Below are 16,847 nucleotides of genomic sequence, written 5' to 3'. Positions count from 1 at the left end.
GTCTAGCTAAGGAAAGGATCAGGATCGGACGAGCTGCGTGTGCGGGTCTTCTTCGACATCTCGAAAGCGAAATCCTCCACCCACCGTTCGACAGGATGATTCGGAACGGACCGGCAGGTAACGCTAATTGCGTCCGCGGTTTCCCTCAGCATCTCTTCAGAGAGATCCGGCAGAGCCAGGGGAATCCGAAAGCTCTCCAGGTAGATGTGACCGAGCTCGTGATAGATGCAGTGAAGTTTGTATTGCCGCGACTTCTGCGGGGGGAAATAGACATTTATGCGATCTTCAAATTCAGCTTTGAAGGCCGTCAGCGCACCCCAGGACTCCTTGTACTCGATCAGATTGATCGGCTTCTCACAGATCACGGTCAAGCGGTCGATTACTTCGTTCATCGACGTCGTGCCGTCTCCGCATAACTCCCGGACCTTTTCCGGGACCGGCGGGAGAGCCATTCACTCGTCGCCTTTCATCGATGCATCGATGATCCTGGTGATCGTCCTCAGTGTTTCTGGCGAGGTGGCCCCCAGGTTTCTCGCGGCAAAGTTCTTCACCTTGAGCTTCCGCATCTGCACGAGGAATTCCATGCGCGCTTCTACCTCGGGAGGAGTCTCGCTGTTGAGATCACACAGATAGCTGGCTGGTACAGCAAAAACGAACTCTGCTATGCCCTTCAGCAGTTCTTGATCCGTCACCAGGCTGCCAGTGCCATTGATCAAGTAGGACCACCGTGTCCGCGAAAGGTGGATTCCGTGGGCGGAAAGTGCTTCTTCGACATGAGGGTAAATGAGCGCAGTGTTGTTATCTGCCTCCCAGATATCCACCAGGATGCCCATGCGATCCGCTAGCCGCTCTTTCTTCTGTTGCTGCGTAAGAAACACGCTGCGGCCCCCATTTGCCATCTATACAGCTCCTTAGCCAAGCTCAGCCACTTGTCTAGGCCGCCACTGAGGGCGGGCGGGCAGCTGACACAAGAGATGTTACCCGATGCCTACCGCAGGGTGCAGGCAGTGAGTTGTGCATGTGCGGAGCATGTATGTAGTCTTTCGGTGGCTTGGTCATTTGAAAGAGCACTAGGTGCCACCGCGACAGGACCTGTAGACGTACAGGTTCTCTGCGAAGAATAACCTTGAGTTGCTGGCAGAGGAAGGAGTGGGGGATGCAGGACCCACCGGCATCGGAGGAACGGAGCGGCACGCGCGTCCGCTACAACCTCCTGACATCGCAGGTGCAGCAGAGGTACGCCGCACTGGGTCAAGCTCTGAGGCTAAGTCCATCCAGGACTGAAGCCCCGACACGCCGACGCGCAGCATCCCACTTAATGCAATCTAATTGCGATTGGGTAGTCCCAGCACCCTATTTAGGAGGACTCATGGCACGCATGTACAAAGGCGACCGTCACGTTGTCACGGCAAAGATTCCAAGGGCCGATGCAGATAAGCTACGCCGAGTCGTAGAACTTACTGCTGAAACTCGGTCTGACATAGTGGCTAGGCTCCTCCATGAGCACTTACAGACCATTGACTTAGAGGCGCTCGACACCCACGAGACCTTGCCCATGGCGAAGGCGTCATGACCAACCGAAATATCAAGAGGAGCTGCCCATCGGCCGCATCGCCTCTTAAATGACGAAGGCCCGCACGAGGCGGGCCTTCTAAGCATTTGACTCACTACCTTATTTGCTTGCCGGCGACGAGGTAGAGAGTCCTTGAGAATCAACTCGGGCCTTGCGGTCCGGGCATCTTCCTATCCCTTGAGAGGAATAGCATCATCGTACCCCACGAGATGCGCGCATGCACAGACTTACAGAGTCCGGGCGCGCCGCAGACACCGTGCCGACCTGCCGAAGCTTGGGCCGCACTAGCTCCCCTACTTGCTGGGCAGCCTCGCATGCGCCTTTCCCGCGATGGCGGCAAGACTTACCCACAGAAACATGAACGAACGCTAACCCCAGGCCTTCCGTCCTTCCCTGCCGCAGTCCGGATCTTCGGCAAGGATGGCACGTGCGCCGCGATCTTCCTTGACTTTGACTCCTCAGTCGCTGGCATCGACTGGGTCGAAGCCGATGTCCGCGCCGTGCAGACCTGGCTGCATTCGTGCGGTGCGCGGTGGATTGAGGACTACTCCCCCAACGGCGGCCGACACGTTTACATCCCGCTGGAGAAGCGAGTCACTTTTTCGGAAGCCCGAGATCTTGTTGAGGCCCTGGGTAACCGTCACCGGAGCCTGGATAAATCCCCGCACCAAAACCTTCTGCACGGCTGCGTACGAACTCCAGGTTCTCCCCACAAGCGCGGTGGCCACCAAGAACTGGCCATGAGCCTCAGCATGGCTTACGACGTCGCCCGCCGGCCCAACTCGGCCTCCGTATGGGCCGCCATGAATGCCAACCTAGTCGGGGAGATCAGCGCTGTGCGTGCGCTGCGGCTGGAACAGAGGCTCATACCGACGGACGTCGATACACCCAAAATTCAACACCCCACCGGCCGGATGTCCCGCGTTATGCATCAAATGGCACAAACAGGACTCTATGACGCTAACCGCTACGCGACCGACTCAGATGCACGGCAGGCAATCCTCGTCGGAGCAGCGGCGGCTGGGATGGAACTGACAGATGTAGAACGCCGGATGATGCAGGGGACCTGGCCCGGGCTGGCCTCCTTCTATGCTCGCTACGCTTCCCGACACCGCAGCCAGTCCCTGCGCCGCGACTGGCTTGAGGCGGTTGCTTACGCAGCAAAAAGCTCAGGGTCTAGGGAAGGTAAGAACAATGCCCGTAAATCCCCCACAAGCCAGCCAACTACACACGCCCCGGGGTTACAAGCAACTTCGATCTCTACGAACTCAGATACCGAGCACCAGCACATCAGAACCTGGCGAAGCGCGCTCAGACTGAAAGAGCACGCCTACACCGATTCGAGGACGGGACTGGCACGCAGAATGGTGCTGAGAGCACTTGGGGAAGCTGCTCACATGACGGCGTCTAGGTTCGTTGAATTCGGTGTCAGGTCCATTGCAATCGCTACTGGACTTGACCACACGACCGTCGGATCCCACTTGAGAGCGTTGCGTGGAGAGAGCGACGGCTTGGTCACCCTGGTCGAAGAAGGCCGCGGCACCAAAGGAGATCTCTACATGCTTACCGTGCCGGAGGACGTGAAAGCTGCCGCCGAGGATATGACCTGGCAGAAGGGGAAGATCCATGCCATGAGGCCGGTTTTCCGCGAGCTAGGTCTACCGGCCGCTTTTGTTTACGAGACGTTGGAGCACTCCCCCGGCTTGTCGACAGCGGGAATCATTAGGCTGACAGGGCTTTCCAGGACGGCTGTTAGTGAAGTGCTTGAATTAATGGCCGCGTGGAACATGATTGTCCGCGATATGACGCGGGCCTGGTCAGTGGTATCCGCGACGTCGTTGAAGGATCTCGCCGAGTACTTCGGGGTCATGGAAGCTGTCGCCGCGCAGCTGCAGCGGTACCGGATAGAACGAATCCTTTGGAAGGAGTGGCTGTCCAAGAATGTGAATACCGTCGCCGAGCTCATCTCCCCCGGTGAGGACTATCCCTGGGACGACTTCGAGGGACCACCGGATGAGTGGGCCCTCGCGGACATGGCATTCAGACGGGCTGGATGATCCATCCCGATGGGCTCAACCAGCCCTGCAGTCTAGTACTGACATACTCTGTAAGTCAGGCAACACGAACTTACAGAGTAACAGTGTCCGATCCGGAGTGAGTGTGCGGCTCGCCGCGGCCACGGGACGTGACAGCCAGGGCATATTTAGGCCCGTGGGGTTAGGCCTAACGCAACGCGCAGTTCATCCTCAGTTGAACCGACGAGTTCCTTCTGTCGCTCCAGCAACAAGTCCACGGCAACTCGGATCAGCGTGTTATCCGTAATGCGTTCGCCCTTTTCCCTCCGGGCGCGTTGAACCTTAGTAGCAAGTACTGTCAGCTCGTCGGCCTGGTCCGCATGCAGCCTCAATTCCTTGCGGACCAGTTCCGTATAATGCGTGTGGCTGGAAACAACGGGTCCCTCAACGTCTTTTGCCGCTTGGGTCGAAGTGGCATGCACGACTCCGTTCTCGGGCGTGGGCGCAATCTCCGACGTCACTCCCCCACCGGACTCCGGTGCAGGGTTAGCTGCCGCAATGGGTGATGCAGCTTCTTCTGTCGACAGTGCCTTTGAGCCGTTATGCAAAGCAGCGGCCTCATGGACAATGTGGAGGGTGGGAGCATCCCCACCTAGGTCAATAGGAGGGGCTTCCTTGATCTCCCGTGTCTGGTCAGCAAAGTTTTTGAATCCACCTTTTAGCACCATCGAGTTCAGCCCTTCCTGGTCTTGGCCCAGAGACTGAACAGTTCCAGAGCGACATCTTTGTAATCCATAGTTGCTTTCTCGGAGTTGCGAGTTTTTTCGTACGAAGTAACCACCGTCCCGTACATGGGTGCCCGCTCGTGTGCCTTGTAGGAGCGAACAAACGAGTTGCAAACGAGGATCCCCTGCTCTCGCAGCATCTCCTGTGCGTCCAACGCATCCTGCGGTGAACGCGAATCGGCCTTTGTGATCACGACCCTGTAGTCGAGGCCGAAGGGCTGGACTATCTTCTCGAAAGTGTAGACGAGAGGCAGCAGTGCCAAAGGGGTGGCTTCTGTTGGCATCACGATGAAGTCCGACTGTCCAACGATGGCCTTGAGAACCTGAATGTTTTCCAAGTTACCCGGGGTATCGACGAAAACCGTGTCGTAGTCAAGATTGCGCATTTGTGTGAGCGCTTCCGGATCCGTTTCAGTCGCCACGTCAAACTGCAGCTGTTCCCTTTCAGGGAGTTCCTCTGCATTGGTTGCCCACATCGTTACTGAACCCTGCGGGTCGGCGTCGACGACGAGCACCTTCGAGCTCTGTGCGGCAACGGCGGCAAGATTCATCACCGTCGTGGTTTTTCCGGCGCCGCCTTTTTGGTTGACGACAGCTACGACCCTCATGAGTGCTTCCTTAATTTTGGATTTTCATGGCCCTCGTAACGACTTGGGACTGTGGCCCCACCTAAGCTCCATCAACCCGAGGAAATGGGTCAGCTCGATCAAAGGTAGGGAACATCTGTCAGTCGCCGGCAAGCGCTACGCCAAAATTACCAGCCCCACTCCCCTACTGTCGGAAGAATCGCCGTAGACGCACAGACTCAGTGACTTTGTTTCTCTGTCACTCCATGACTCTGTCACTCTGTCACTCTGTATCTGCCGAGGCAGGGTGGGCAAGTGGGCCACTCCCCCACCATGCCGTTCCTGACACTTCAACCGTTGCCAGGAACGGGGGCGTTCGCTTCATGCTATGGAGCGACCCGCCGTTTCATGGAGTTTCATTGATGTCGATGTTGGGCCGTTGGTTGCGTCCGGGGTTACGTTCTCAGGCCCTTACGGACTGACGGACTCTGGGAGTCGCGTGCTCACGACTGACAGAGTCACAGGCTCGTGGACTGACGGACTGACGGACTGACGGACTTACATACTCACTGACTCACATACTCATGGGTTGGACATTATGGGGTCTCGGCGGCCCAGGGTGCCGACGCGCCAGGATAACATACTTACGGACTGACAGAGTCACTGAGTATGTAACTACCGGAGTTCCGAAATCACAGAGTACGTAACTACCGAGTTCCGAAATCACAGAGTGTTGGGCCGTTGGTTGCGTCCGGGGTTACGTTCTCAGGCCCTCACGGACTGACGGACTCTGGGAGTCGCGTGCTCACAACTGACAGAGTCACGGGCTCGTGGACTGACGGACTGACGGACTCAGTGACTCACATACTCACGGGCTCTTGGACTGACGGACTGACGGACTCAGTGACTCACATACTCACGGGTTGGATATTCTGCGGTCTCGGCGGCCCAGGGTGCCGACGTGCCAGTACAACATACTTACGGACTGACAGAGTCACTGAGTATGTAACTACCGGAGTTCCGAAATCACAGAGTACGTAACTACCGAGTTCCGAAATCACAGAGTGTTGGGGCCGTTGGTTGCGTCCGGGGCTACGTTCTCAGACCCTTACGGACTGACGGACTCTGGGAGTCGCGTGCTCACAACTGACAGAGTCACAGGCTCGTGGACTGACGGACTGACGGACTGACGGACTTACGGACTTACATACTCACTGACTCACATACTCACGGGTTGGACATTCTGCGGTCTCGGCGGCCCAGGGTCCCGACGTGCTAGTACAACATACTTACGGACTGACAGAGTCACTGAGTATGTAACTACCGGAGTTCCGAAATCACAGAGTGTTGGGCCGGTGGTTGCGTCCGGGGCTACGTTCTCAGACCCCTCACGGACTGACGGACTCTGGGAGTCGCGTGCTCACGACTGACAGAGTCACAGGCTCGTGGACTGACGGACTGACGGACTGACGGACTCACATACTCACGGGTTGGACATTCTGCGGTCTCGGCGGCCCAGGGTCCCGACGTGCCAGTAGAACGGACTAACAGGCTCACAGAGTATGTAACTACCGGAGTTCCGAAGTGTAGGCGAGATGCGATCACGCCCTTACTTCGACTATGACGGGTTAATGGGCAGGGATGTTTGGTTATGGCCTGGGTGGAGGGATTTGTTCCGACCCGGGAAACCAGGTTCAAAACGACCGTTTCTGACCACTGCTGCGAAAATCCTCTGGGTGAGCCGAACTGGCCTCGGGACCGTGGTCAAAAGACGTAGTCGGAATCAAACCCGGGCAAAAAGGCTGCTTGATCGTTTTTGAAGGGCAGTAGTTGGGGAGGCCTTGTATACGTTCGTCAGGGATATCGTCACGGGCTACGTGCTTCCCCGCGCTCTGTCGTTTCAGGAGCGCCCACGGACCCGTCATCGAACTTGATGACCTGGCACTCACATGGCGCTTTGTAGTTTGTGTTCCCTGCCTGCTGGAAACGTTGCCGGTCACTAGGACGGATTGTCGTGTTTGGTGACCTCGATGCCACGGAAGTTGTCCCGGACGGTGCGGCCGAGCCTGTCCAGTGTATGTACCACGAGGACGTCGCCCGCCCTTAGAGCCGGAGCGCGGTCCTGGAGCCCTGGGCGGCGCAGCGCGCAAGGAAGGATTGGGATGTCCCAGACTTTTCCGTCTATTCCGGGCTGGCAGGTGGCCCGCTCCCGAAAGGCAATCATGAAGAGACCTGAAAACTGCGTTCACGCACAATAGTGTTCGTTATCGCATCTTGTCCCAGTCAGCCATCCCATAGCGTTATCCCACGTAATCCCATATGGCACCTGACAGCACCGTTGCGGTTTGCCAGCTACGTTGCCCGAGATGGCCCAGTCCTGCACTATTGGGGCATGACAACAACCAATCCCTTCGCTGGCATTGCGGATGACGTACCGCATACGACGGCGACCTTGCGGGACTTCTACCTGAAAAAAGCGCGACGCGGCACCGCGCCCGTGCGCCAAGTGTTTGTTCAGAACCACCAGGACGAAGCGAACCGAGCGTCGACGTTGGCAGCATTCGTCAACGGCCGGCACAAGACCGCTCTTGACCTTTACCTGTTACTACTGGCCCTAGAACCAGTAGTAGTGGAGAGCCCTTTGTCGTTGCAGACTTGGGCGATGCTGCTGGGCCCCAAGATCACCACGGCTACTACCGCGAACGCCTTCAAGGTTTTGCAGGAGTGGGATCTCGTCCATCGCCAGCCAGGGAAAGTCGTATACAACGTCCGCCCCCTTCTGGAGGACCGCAGCAGCGATCCCTACATACGTCCGGACGGGACGGCGGCCTTCAAACAGTGGTACTTCTCCATCCCGCATGAGTACTGGACCAACGGTCACGCCGACCAGCTAGGCCTTCCCGGTAAGGCGATGATGCTCGTGCTGCTGGCCGGCACCTCGAAAAAGACGTCCCAAAATGTGGCCGCCCAGCAGGTACCACGATGGTACGGATTCTCAGAACGGACAGCGGAAAGAGGCTACAGGGAACTTCGCCTTGCCAAACTCAGCCAGGAACGCGAGACCTACGAGCGTGACCCCAAAACTCCGATCAAGCTGCGAAAGGTCTACCATCGGGCCTTCTACGAACCATTCGACACCGACACGCGCCTCAACCGGCAGGCTTCCGCAGCCAAGGCTATGAGAAAGAAAAATGGTTCTGCAGGGGACAGAACCGGCTCAGAATCCGCGCCAGTACTGGGAAGTAAGGGGGTTGCCTGACAGGACTTCTGCAGGGGGGCCTAAAACCTCCGGTAAAATTGATACTAGGGAAACAACAAAAAGGGAACACCAGTAGGTGTTCCCTAAGCTAAGAATCCGTGCAGCTCTTGCGACCGTACTCTTCATTACTTGACACTAATAAAGGTACACGAGGTTCCCTACCTTGTCAAAGGATCAGTCACGGTATTCGATTACCGAAAGGGCGCCCACTGTGGCTGCTAAACACCTAAAAACGACCAACAAGAACACCCTTCGGACAGTGCTCCGGACTATCGGCCTGGCCTTCCGCATGGCTAGGCTCCTCCAGCTCGCCAGGGACATCCAGTCAGCCCTGCAGAATGCCGGCCAGGGCCCGGAGAGCCCCGGAGAGGTAAACCCGGACTCCGGCGCCGGCAGTGGAACTGACATCGACTTTCCCACTGATTTGGGCCTCTTCGACGGCATTTTCTAGGCCTTCGACTGCCTGCACAGCGACGCTATGCAGGCAGTCGTCCGGCTGAGGCCGTCCTGGAAACCCTGAAATCGCCTAGCATGCTCCTTGTTCAGCAGTGTGGAATTTGGGGGATTGCAGCCATGGCCAGCAAGGTGACGCAAACTTGTTCAACGCCAAAGGACACTCGAGGAATGGAAAGTTCAAGCGCAAGCGGTCTATCGGATCAGCGCGAACGAGAGGCCCACGTTGTTTTCGCGCCCCGTGGTCGGCTTTCACTTCTTCGTGTGTGGTGATCACAACCCGCTCCCAGCCTCATGACCTCTGCCATATCCTTCCACGACGGGGAGGTTAACCTCCACCACGCTTTCGAATGGCGGGCCTGTGGATTTGATCGCTATATGGCGGCGTTTTGCTGTCGCTCGGTGTCGCACCTGCGCCCGTAAGTCGATCGCCGTCCGCGCTTCGCGATGACAGGAGGGCCTCGGCCCCGAAGGGCTGGGCAGGTCCTCCGGGGGGACCTGCCCAGCGTTGCAAGGGGCGGGCCTAGCTGGCCTTCGGCAGACCCCTCAAAATGCGGCTGCGGGCCTCGTCTGCATCAAGCGGGACATACGCCTGGTCTACTTCCTGCTGGTATTCCTGTACGTGATTGCTCACGGACATGTCTTTCAGGGTTCGTTCGGAGTTGAACTGCTTGATCTTCGGGTGGTCGGCCTTGATCTGCCATTTGTATGGCTTATCAATTTTCCCGTCCGGAGTGATGCTGGTCTGCTCGTCCTGAACCGCCTGAGTCGTGTAGCGGTTGTAGAACGGGTTGGGGTGCATCAGCGGTTGCCATGTCACCCAGCTCCGGGGAATAAGGACCAGCTGTTTCTCGCCAACGAATGGCAGCTGGCACCTCTTGGAGACCCAGTCGAATTTCTGGAGATCCCACACCATCAAGTTCTGCGTGGTGGTGGTGGCGGCCAGGGCGGGATATTGGCGCATCATGTCATGCGTGAAGTCAACCAAGATGTCCATGGCCACACGCGTAATCATGTCGGACATAAGGTCCCGGTCAACGCCGTCAAGGAACAGCGGAAGGTGTTCGATCCGGGTCAGCGCTTGTTCCTGGCAAAGGCGGTTCCCAAGCGCGGTCCAAAGTACCCTGCCAAGTCCGTTTCCGAATCCCTTGCCGTTCGTTCCCTTCGCGGAGTAGCCCAACCGGGTCTCCCCGGGTTCACTCATTCGCTGAAGGACGGAAAGCCCTCGGGTCCTGTCAGCAAGTGACGGGCTTTGGCGGAGCTGGATCAGGCCGGTGAAGAAACCTGTCAACTGGGCTTGGGCCCGCACCCCGTAGGGGCCGGCGGCGTTACGGATGGCACTGCCATCTGCGAACAAAAGGTTGTCGTTATCCACGTCAACGTCCAAAAACGGGACGTTCGTGGGGAGGGCGTAAATATCTGAAAGGAAGGTCATGATGATCTGCTCACTCCGGCTTTCTAACCGGGGGTTTGAACTGTTTCGCTCCCGACGGCGCCAGAGAACGGGCAGCCCCCGTGTCCCAAAATTAGACACAACGGCCAAGTCCGAGTAAGCTAGATCTATCGCCTGACCAACGATATAGAACCTAGCCCTGCTTGGACTCCTCCACCTTTGGAGGTAACCAGCAGGGCATTCGTGCGTTCCCTAAAACTGGCCTTGCTATTAACGATAGCACACTTTTTCGGTCCTGCTGCAAGCACCCTCACAGCACCCTCTCAGCGGCCTTCCATGGCCCCTTCCAAGGCTTCCACGCAACCGGGGTAAAACATGGACCGCGCGGCGCGCGCCGGGCCCTCAAATCGCCTTACAGCGCTTTTTGATAACGGAAACATAATTACATTTATGTAGTTCTGGCCATACGATTTCTCGCTTCATCCCCCGCGGGAGCCCGCCTGGGCGTCGAGTCCGCCCGGCTCATGGCTCGCACGCTGAGACGTCTTCCCGAGGCTCAGTAGGCCCCCGAAAGCTAGGCGCGCTGCGTCAGGACCCGGCACGCCTAGCGGGGCCGGAGCGGTGCGAGTTACCCCAAATATCACACCCCGCAGACGCGCGAGTGTGGCCAAATATCCCGGCCTGCATCAAAGGGCTTGGTTGCGGTTCCCGAACTGCGCCGAGCTCGTTGACATTGTGAGAGCCGAGCGGGTCACCCTGGACCGGCACGTAAGCCGGTCGATCACAGTGCCGCGGAAGCCCGCCGCCACGTTCCGCGCGGTTGCTGGACTGGGCCATGTACGTAAGACCCGCACGATGAAATGCACGGTGACGGGGGGGTGCCTCTATGGTTTTCGTCAAGCCGCTGAAGGCGTTCGCGCTTCGTAGAGGGTGCCGTCTCTGAGCATGGCGTAAAGGATGTCGCAGCGGCGCCGGGCGAGGGCGATGAGGGCTTGGTTGTGTCGTTTGCCTTCGGCCCGTTTTCGGTCATAGTAGGCCCTCGACAACGGGTCCTTCAGCGCAGCGAACGCGGAGAGGAACAGGGCTCTTTTGAGGATTTTGTTTCCTTTCCGGGATGGGTGGTCGCCGCGGATGGATGACCCGGATCGCCAGGTCACCGGTGCCAGACCCGCGTAGGAGGCCAGGTGTCCGGCGGAGGCGAAGTCCTTGCCGACGACCTCGGTGAGGATCCGTGCTGCGGTCCTGACACCGACCGCCGGGAGAGATGTCAGGACCGGGTGAAGAGGGTGGGCCTCCACGAGGGCTTCAACCTGGGTGAAAACGGTGTCCCGCGATTCGCGGATGTCGGCAAGCATCCGGGCGAGCTGGGGTAGAACGATCGTCGCGGCGTTCGTTCCGACCACTGTCACTGTTTGCTGGTCCAGCGCATCGATGATCTCGCCGGCAAGGCGTTCACCCATCCTGGGCGCGAGCCTTATCAACCTTTTCCCGATCCTGCGCCGGCCGGCGTGGCGGAGCGCTTCGGGGGTCGGCCAGGTCCGCAGCAGATCCAACACGGCCGGGTGGTCCAGACGCGGGCCAAGGACACGCTCCAGTGCCGGGTGGATCTGGGTCAGCAGGCCGCGGATCCGGTTCGACGTCGCGGTGGCCTGTTTAGCCAGGTCGTCGTCGAAGCCGCAGAGCATGGTAAGTTCCGCGAGCTGTTCGTCTGCGATCTGGATAGAGCGCAGCGTGTGCGGCATGGTCCGGGCCGCTTCGGCGATGATGAACGCGTCCCGGGCATCTTCTCCGAACTAAGAAAATTGCGGGGAAATCGTCCATGTTACTGGCCGTTTCTGGGGTCGGGTGGTCTGATGTTGGTGCGGCCGGCGGCTTGGGCAACCGCGACGGGGAGTGCACCGATCGTGGCTGGCTGGTCGACCACGAGCAGGATACTGCCGTGCTTCTTCAAAGAGTCAAGGATCTCGCGCAGCCTGAGCTCGTCGTTGGGCAAAGCCTTATCGAAGAGTTTTTTCCCCGTCCGGTCCACGGCAACGGCGTGGTGCTCGCCCTTGCCGACGTCCAGGCCCATGAAGACATCAATACTTCCGTGGTTTCCGATCACCTGTACCTCCCAGTCGTAGCAGCTGATACTTGTGCTGGACTGTCCGCGGTGTCAGAGCCCGGCATCCACGTTACGCACGACGATCCCAAACTGTCCTGCCTCTATTAGCGGTCTCTCCGGCACCTACCGGACCCCGGTGACAACACCCCCCGGATCATTGACGACTGGGGGCGGCAATCATGCCGGGGCCAGCAGGCCAGCACACCCTCATCCTGCAACAGGAACGGGCTACGAAAAAGGTAACGGGGGGGGGATTACTGCAACCATGTTCCCTATGACTGGAATGAAGATCGGGTATGCCCGAGTCTCGACGAACGACCAGGACCTTACCGCCCAACGCAATGCCCTCTTTGCTCTGGGTGTAGAGGAGGCCCAGATCTTCGTCGATCACGGACTGACGGGAGCGAATCGGGTGCGCCCGGGGCTCCGTGAAGCGATGGCCGCGTGCCGGGCCGGCGATACGCTCTTGGTGACCAAGCTCGACCGGTTGGCGCGCTCCCTTTCGGACGCCAGGGACATAGCCGCCGAGCTGACGGCCAAGGGGGTAGTCCTAAGTCTCGGCGGAAACACCCACGACCCAACTGACCCGGTAGGCCGGCTGCTGTTCAACGTCCTGGGAATGGTGGTCGAGTTCGAGGCGGACCTTATCCGGATGCGCACCCGCGAGGGCATGGCTGTCGCCAAAGCGAAGGGCGGCTGAAAGGCAAACAGCCAAAATTGTCCAAGACGCAGCGGAAGCATCTTCTGACACTGCACGACGCCGGCGAGCACACGCAGGCCGAACTGGCCGAGCTGTTCCGGGTGTCACGGACGACGGTGTACCGCGAGCTCCAAAGGCGCGCCATCTGAAGATCGCCGCGGTGCCGACTGAATGTCAGAAGTCTCCTGCGGTCAACCTAGGCAACTCCGTCGCGTAATCGCATCGGGCGTGCGGACCTTTCTTCCCCTTGCGTCCGGGCCGCGACACGGCCGCATATATTGATTGAATGACTGACCCCACACGTATCGAGAACCTGGCCGTTTCCGAGGGCGAAGGACCGGTCGATTTCAATTACTCGACTGCAAAGTTCTCGTTTAAGGGGCTGGATCCTACGGAGTTCGAGGAGCTTTGCTTCGACCTGCTCACCGAGTCTGGATATGTCAATGTTGATTGGCGGAAAGGGACGCCGAAAAACAGCAGTCCTTCGGATCGGGGGCGAGACATAGTGGCTCAGCGTCGACTTGAGGACGCAGACGGGTATGAGCACTTCGAGACGTGGTTCGTTGATGCCAAACACTATGAGAAGGGCGTTCCACCTGAGGCTTTACAGGGCTTGATGACGTGGGCAGAGTCAGAACTTCCCGACGTAGTCCTCGTGGCCGCAAGCGGGTTCCTTTCCAATCCTGCTAAAGACTGGCTCGAGAACTATCGACGAAATCGACGCCCTCCCTTTCGCATTCGATACTGGGAACGTCCGCAACTCTCATCGATGCTTACAAGGCACCCAGACCTATTGACTAGGCATGGCGTCTTCGCGGAGGGTATGCGGTCCATCACCGAGATCGTAGCCGCCGAGCACGAGATGTTTGACAAAGTTTGGTACGGACGATCGGAGAAGGACCCGGCGACCGCCCATCCGCAATTGGGAGAGGCCACTGTCAGGCAGATTTTGGCGGCACACAAGCGCATCGAGGACTTGTATGGGTACGAGTCTGTGCAACCGGGCGATCAATTTGAGTGGGGCCTCCTGTCCGGCAAGTTGTCAACCCTGCGGTGGATCCTAGGAGACGAATGGGACTTCCTCGATTCGTAGTGGTCGGAGTGATGTGCAGAATTTGGAAGCAATGGCCCTTGGCTGAGTCTTGCTCTGCCACTCACCCCCGGCCAGAGGGCGGGTTGGTCATGGCAGAATCCTAATCCCATCCATCGCCCTAGACCGTCGAGAAGCAGCTCTACCGCGTCGGCCGTCACGACCTCGTAACCCTGGTCAAGACCAAGACCCGCGACAACGCCGCCAACCACGCAAAAGTCGAGCATCATGAACTATCAGGCCGTCTCCAGTGATTGGACTATCCGAGCACGGTCCACCGCGTCGCCGTTGCGCCATACGTCAATGAACAACCAGAGCTTCTCCAGGGCTTTTTGCTCGGCCTCGGCCCGAACCTCGCGGTCTGCGTCCTTGTCTTCCTTTGGAGTAGCTTCACCCGCTTCAGCGGCCCTTTTCGAGTATGCGCTGGCTGCTTCCAACATGAGTCGCTCGTCCGGCTGTCGAGCTTCCAGCCGTGCGGCAGCGATGAGGACCAGAAGTGAAGACACCGGCGGCCGGGGAGGAAACGTGAACCCGGACATACCCCTGTTCAGCCGCATATTGAAAATCGCGCTCTTCAACTCGGAATGGTGCTTGCGTAGGGCAATTATTCGCTCAGCAATTCCGAGGAAAATGTCACGCAATGCCGAGTCAAAGCGCTGCTGCTCCTCAAACCGCACACGATCGCTCTCGGCTTTCACCCGCGCCAGCTCCGAGTCCTCGGCAATCTTGCGAGCCTTCCACGCAATGAAAACCGAGAACACCGCCACCGCAACCGAAGCGACCGCGGCGGCTGACGGGATCACAACGCTTGTCCAGACCAGGAACACGTCGTCGTCGGTCAGCTTCAACGGAACCGGGACCGGCACGGCAGCTGCGAGGAAAGCCAAGGGAGTCATGCACGAAAGACTACCCAGCGGCACGGACAAGCATGCACCCGTCAAGGCTGCGGCAGCATGAACGGCAAGCAGCTCGACACCACGGCCGGGGTCAACATCTGCACCGGTTGCCTCTGGGCAGTGATTGGCCCCAGCGGGCGGGGCCCCAGGCATTGCATGACTTGATGGCCTCCTCCGCGGCGCACTGAGATGCATCAACTATGCAAGCCGCATTCGGGCCAGAGGTTGTGCAGCGGTGTAGCCAGCGTGGCACTTTCCTGTAGCCCATGTCCCCGGGGCTGTAGATTGGCGATCAGCGTCGGGATTTGCCTGGCGTGGGGACATGGAGGTATCGGATGGCCAAGCCGGGAATTGAGACCTACAACGAAGACGGGCAGTGGAAGAGCCGCCGGGTGGGCAAAGATAAGGCCTTCTCCGCCGGTGGGACTAAGGCCGAACAGCAATCGACCGGGAGGGATGCTGCTAAGCGTGATGGTGTAGAACACACGGTCAAGAAGCTTGATGGGACCATCGGTGAGAAGAACTCCTACGGCAACGATCCCAATCCTCCCAAGGATAAGTAGGATCCCGGCCTCATCAGATGTTTTGAAGGTCACTGGAGACCGTCTGAGGTGGCCGGTATTCTGGCGGGCACGAAGGATGCAGGAGGGCGAACTCTCAACCGCGTCAGGGCTAAGGGACCAACGCCCTCCTGCGGACTTATCCGAACATATATAAACTTATCCATAAATTTGGATAGTGCCTTATAATCTCTTATATGGAAAGTGCGCTGAATCCTTATTCGCCTGGTTCCGGTCGGCGGCCCTTTGAGCTGGCTGGCCGTCAGAGCGAAATCGATGCCTTTGACCTGCTGCTGGCCAAGACCCGCCAGCGCCGGCCTGACCGGGGGATCGTCCTGCATGGGTTGCGGGGGGTGGGCAAGACCGTGCTGCTCAATGAGTTTCGGCGACAGGCCGAACACGCAGAGTGCATGGTCGTTGTCCTCGAAGGCAGAGACGCTGAGGGAGGCCCTGGAGCCGTGCGAGCGAAACTCGCCCGGAACCTGCTGCAGGCCGGCAGGAAGCTGAACAGCCGCGGTGCTGGAGCCAAGCTACGGGCCGCGCTCGGGAGCATCGCTTCATTCTCAGCCAAGCTGGGCGTGACCGGAATCGATATTGGGGTGAACCTCAATCAAGGCCGGGCCGACTCCGGATCGATCGAAGTGGACCTCGAGGAACTGATTGAGGATCTCTGCGGAGCATTAGCGGAGAACCGGTCGGGCCTGATTTTCATCATCGATGAGATGCAGGACCTGGACGACGGACTCATCACCGCACTTCTGAGCGCCCAGCACTTGGCGAACCAGCGTGAATGGCCCTTCTACATCGCCGGCGCAGGGCTGCCCAACCTGCCCTCGGTCCTGAGCGAAGCGCGCTCCTACGCGGAGCGGATTTTCACCTACCGCAGCATCGGAGCGCTGACACGGGAAGCTGCCGAATCGGCCCTAGTGGTTCCAGCCGTGCGGTACGGCGTGTCATTCGCGCCGGCGGCGAAAGAGCTCCTGTTGGACGCTTCGGGCGGATACCCGTACTTCCTGCAGGAATACGGGTACGCGGCCTGGGAAACGGCGCCTGAGAAGACCGTGACCCTCGATGATGCCGCAATCGCGGTTGAAATCGGCCGCGCACAGTTGGATCAAGGCTTTTTCCCGTCGCGGTGGAAACGGGCGACAAAGGCCGAGAAGGCTTTCCTTCGCCTTATGGCGCTCGACGGCGATGCAGGATCCAGCACTTCGGACCTCGCCCAGCGGGCACAGAAAAAGCCGACATCCCTGTCCATGACCAGGGCTTCACTGATTGAAAAGGGCATCATCTACGCACCGGCCCTGGGCACGGTGGCGTTCACCGTTCCTGGCATGGCGGACTACGTCAAACGTCTCAACGAATAACAGGGGAACAGTGGACGAGCCATTGACGCCGGGGAAACGGTAAACCGCCCGGCATCTACGCGGCGAAGGAAACGACCCTGAAGGAG

13 protein-coding genes and 2 pseudogenes are annotated in these 16,847 nt (G+C 58.9%); 7 read left to right on the top strand and 8 right to left on the bottom strand.

All coding sequences use genetic code 11. From position 1 onward, the window contains the following. Nucleotides 1-2: 2 nt before the first annotated feature. Together ACZY1F_RS17995 and ACZY1F_RS17990 are read right to left on the bottom strand one after the other, a co-directional pair. Complete coding sequence (locus ACZY1F_RS17995; protein WP_463943575.1) at nt 3-452, bottom strand: hypothetical protein; 450 nt, start codon at nt 450-452, stop codon at nt 3-5. Then, on the bottom strand, nt 453-899 hold the full coding sequence (locus tag ACZY1F_RS17990) for a hypothetical protein (protein ID WP_463943573.1): 447 nt from the start codon (nt 897-899) through the stop codon (nt 453-455). Nucleotides 900-1,782: 883 nt separating this feature from the next. Between ACZY1F_RS17990 and ACZY1F_RS17985 the strand changes: the two genes are divergently transcribed. Beyond that, nucleotides 1,783-3,630, top strand: coding sequence for a MarR family transcriptional regulator (locus ACZY1F_RS17985; protein ID WP_463943571.1), 1,848 nt, complete (start codon nt 1,783-1,785; stop codon nt 3,628-3,630). Nucleotides 3,631-3,776: 146 nt separating this feature from the next. Here ACZY1F_RS17985 and ACZY1F_RS17980 read toward each other — a convergent pair whose 3' ends face one another. The 3 genes from ACZY1F_RS17980 to ACZY1F_RS17970 all read right to left on the bottom strand — a co-directional run bounded on the left by ACZY1F_RS17980 (nt 3,777) and on the right by ACZY1F_RS17970 (nt 7,163). Next, nucleotides 3,777-4,316 (bottom strand): hypothetical protein, encoded by a 540-nt coding sequence (locus ACZY1F_RS17980; RefSeq protein ID WP_463943569.1) that lies wholly within the window; start codon nt 4,314-4,316, stop codon nt 3,777-3,779. A 5-nt stretch (nt 4,317-4,321) separates the two neighbouring features. Further along, complete coding sequence (locus ACZY1F_RS17975; protein WP_463943567.1) at nt 4,322-4,981, bottom strand: ParA family protein; 660 nt, start codon at nt 4,979-4,981, stop codon at nt 4,322-4,324. A gap of 1,957 nt (nt 4,982-6,938) precedes the next feature. Then, complete coding sequence (locus ACZY1F_RS17970; RefSeq protein WP_463943565.1) at nt 6,939-7,163, bottom strand: recombinase family protein; 225 nt, start codon at nt 7,161-7,163, stop codon at nt 6,939-6,941. A 168-nt stretch (nt 7,164-7,331) separates the two neighbouring features. On the opposite strand from ACZY1F_RS17970, the gene ACZY1F_RS17965 reads away from it, so the two are divergent. Beyond that, nucleotides 7,332-8,198 carry a hypothetical protein gene (locus ACZY1F_RS17965; RefSeq protein ID WP_463943563.1) on the top strand — a complete coding sequence of 289 codons (867 nt, stop codon included), beginning with the start codon at nt 7,332-7,334 and terminating at the stop codon, nt 8,196-8,198. A gap of 259 nt (nt 8,199-8,457) precedes the next feature. After that, entirely contained in the window at nt 8,458-8,649 is a 192-nt protein-coding gene (locus ACZY1F_RS17960; protein WP_463943561.1) for a hypothetical protein, read from the top strand. 525 nt (nt 8,650-9,174) lie between these two features. On the opposite strand, the gene ACZY1F_RS17955 is transcribed toward ACZY1F_RS17960, so the two are convergent. Then, entirely contained in the window at nt 9,175-10,086 is a 912-nt protein-coding gene (locus ACZY1F_RS17955) for a DUF8370 family protein (protein WP_463943559.1), read from the bottom strand. A gap of 854 nt (nt 10,087-10,940) precedes the next feature. Next, a pseudogene (locus ACZY1F_RS17950) lies at nt 10,941-12,115 on the bottom strand (IS110 family RNA-guided transposase). Between the two features lie 307 nt (nt 12,116-12,422). Between ACZY1F_RS17950 and ACZY1F_RS17945 the strand changes: the two are divergent. Together ACZY1F_RS17945 and ACZY1F_RS17940 are read left to right on the top strand one after the other, a co-directional pair. Beyond that, nucleotides 12,423-12,997 (top strand): annotated as a pseudogene (locus ACZY1F_RS17945) (recombinase family protein). A 137-nt stretch (nt 12,998-13,134) separates the two neighbouring features. Then, nucleotides 13,135-13,941 (top strand): restriction endonuclease, encoded by an 807-nt coding sequence (locus ACZY1F_RS17940; protein WP_463943557.1) that lies wholly within the window; start codon nt 13,135-13,137, stop codon nt 13,939-13,941. Nucleotides 13,942-14,174: 233 nt separating this feature from the next. On the opposite strand, the gene ACZY1F_RS17935 is transcribed toward ACZY1F_RS17940, so the two are convergent. Beyond that, nucleotides 14,175-14,786 carry a hypothetical protein gene (locus ACZY1F_RS17935; protein WP_463943555.1) on the bottom strand — a complete coding sequence of 204 codons (612 nt, stop codon included), beginning with the start codon at nt 14,784-14,786 and terminating at the stop codon, nt 14,175-14,177. 383 nt (nt 14,787-15,169) lie between these two features. Here ACZY1F_RS17935 and ACZY1F_RS17930 point away from each other — a divergent pair, with 383 nt between their 5' ends. Together ACZY1F_RS17930 and ACZY1F_RS17925 are read left to right on the top strand one after the other, a co-directional pair. Beyond that, nucleotides 15,170-15,397, top strand: coding sequence for a DUF2188 domain-containing protein (locus ACZY1F_RS17930; RefSeq protein WP_463943554.1), 228 nt, complete (start codon nt 15,170-15,172; stop codon nt 15,395-15,397). 194 nt (nt 15,398-15,591) lie between these two features. Further along, complete coding sequence (locus ACZY1F_RS17925) at nt 15,592-16,761, top strand: ATP-binding protein (protein ID WP_463943552.1); 1,170 nt, start codon at nt 15,592-15,594, stop codon at nt 16,759-16,761. Nucleotides 16,762-16,847 lie beyond the last annotated feature (86 nt).

Source organism: Pseudarthrobacter xylosi (assembly GCF_055412765.1).
The sequence above is the reverse complement of the archived record's forward strand: the minus strand, read 5'-3'. Positions and strand labels throughout refer to the sequence as shown.

Excerpts from the sequence above, each read along its gene's own strand:
- ACZY1F_RS17995 (WP_463943575.1), bottom strand. The coding sequence starts at position 452 with ATGGCTCTCCCGCCGGTCCCGGAAAAGGTCCGGGAGTTATGCGGAGAC.
- ACZY1F_RS17990 (WP_463943573.1), bottom strand. The coding sequence starts at position 899 with ATGGCAAATGGGGGCCGCAGCGTGTTTCTTACGCAGCAACAGAAGAAA.
- ACZY1F_RS17985 (WP_463943571.1), top strand. The coding sequence starts at position 1,783 with ATGCGCGCATGCACAGACTTACAGAGTCCGGGCGCGCCGCAGACACCG.
- ACZY1F_RS17980 (WP_463943569.1), bottom strand. The coding sequence starts at position 4,316 with ATGGTGCTAAAAGGTGGATTCAAAAACTTTGCTGACCAGACACGGGAG.
- ACZY1F_RS17975 (WP_463943567.1), bottom strand. The coding sequence starts at position 4,981 with ATGAGGGTCGTAGCTGTCGTCAACCAAAAAGGCGGCGCCGGAAAAACC.
- ACZY1F_RS17970 (WP_463943565.1), bottom strand. The coding sequence starts at position 7,163 with ATGATTGCCTTTCGGGAGCGGGCCACCTGCCAGCCCGGAATAGACGGA.
- ACZY1F_RS17965 (WP_463943563.1), top strand. The coding sequence starts at position 7,332 with ATGACAACAACCAATCCCTTCGCTGGCATTGCGGATGACGTACCGCAT.
- ACZY1F_RS17955 (WP_463943559.1), bottom strand. The coding sequence starts at position 10,086 with ATGACCTTCCTTTCAGATATTTACGCCCTCCCCACGAACGTCCCGTTT.
- ACZY1F_RS17940 (WP_463943557.1), top strand. The coding sequence starts at position 13,135 with ATGACTGACCCCACACGTATCGAGAACCTGGCCGTTTCCGAGGGCGAA.
- ACZY1F_RS17930 (WP_463943554.1), top strand. The coding sequence starts at position 15,170 with ATGGCCAAGCCGGGAATTGAGACCTACAACGAAGACGGGCAGTGGAAG.
- ACZY1F_RS17925 (WP_463943552.1), top strand. The coding sequence starts at position 15,592 with ATGGAAAGTGCGCTGAATCCTTATTCGCCTGGTTCCGGTCGGCGGCCC.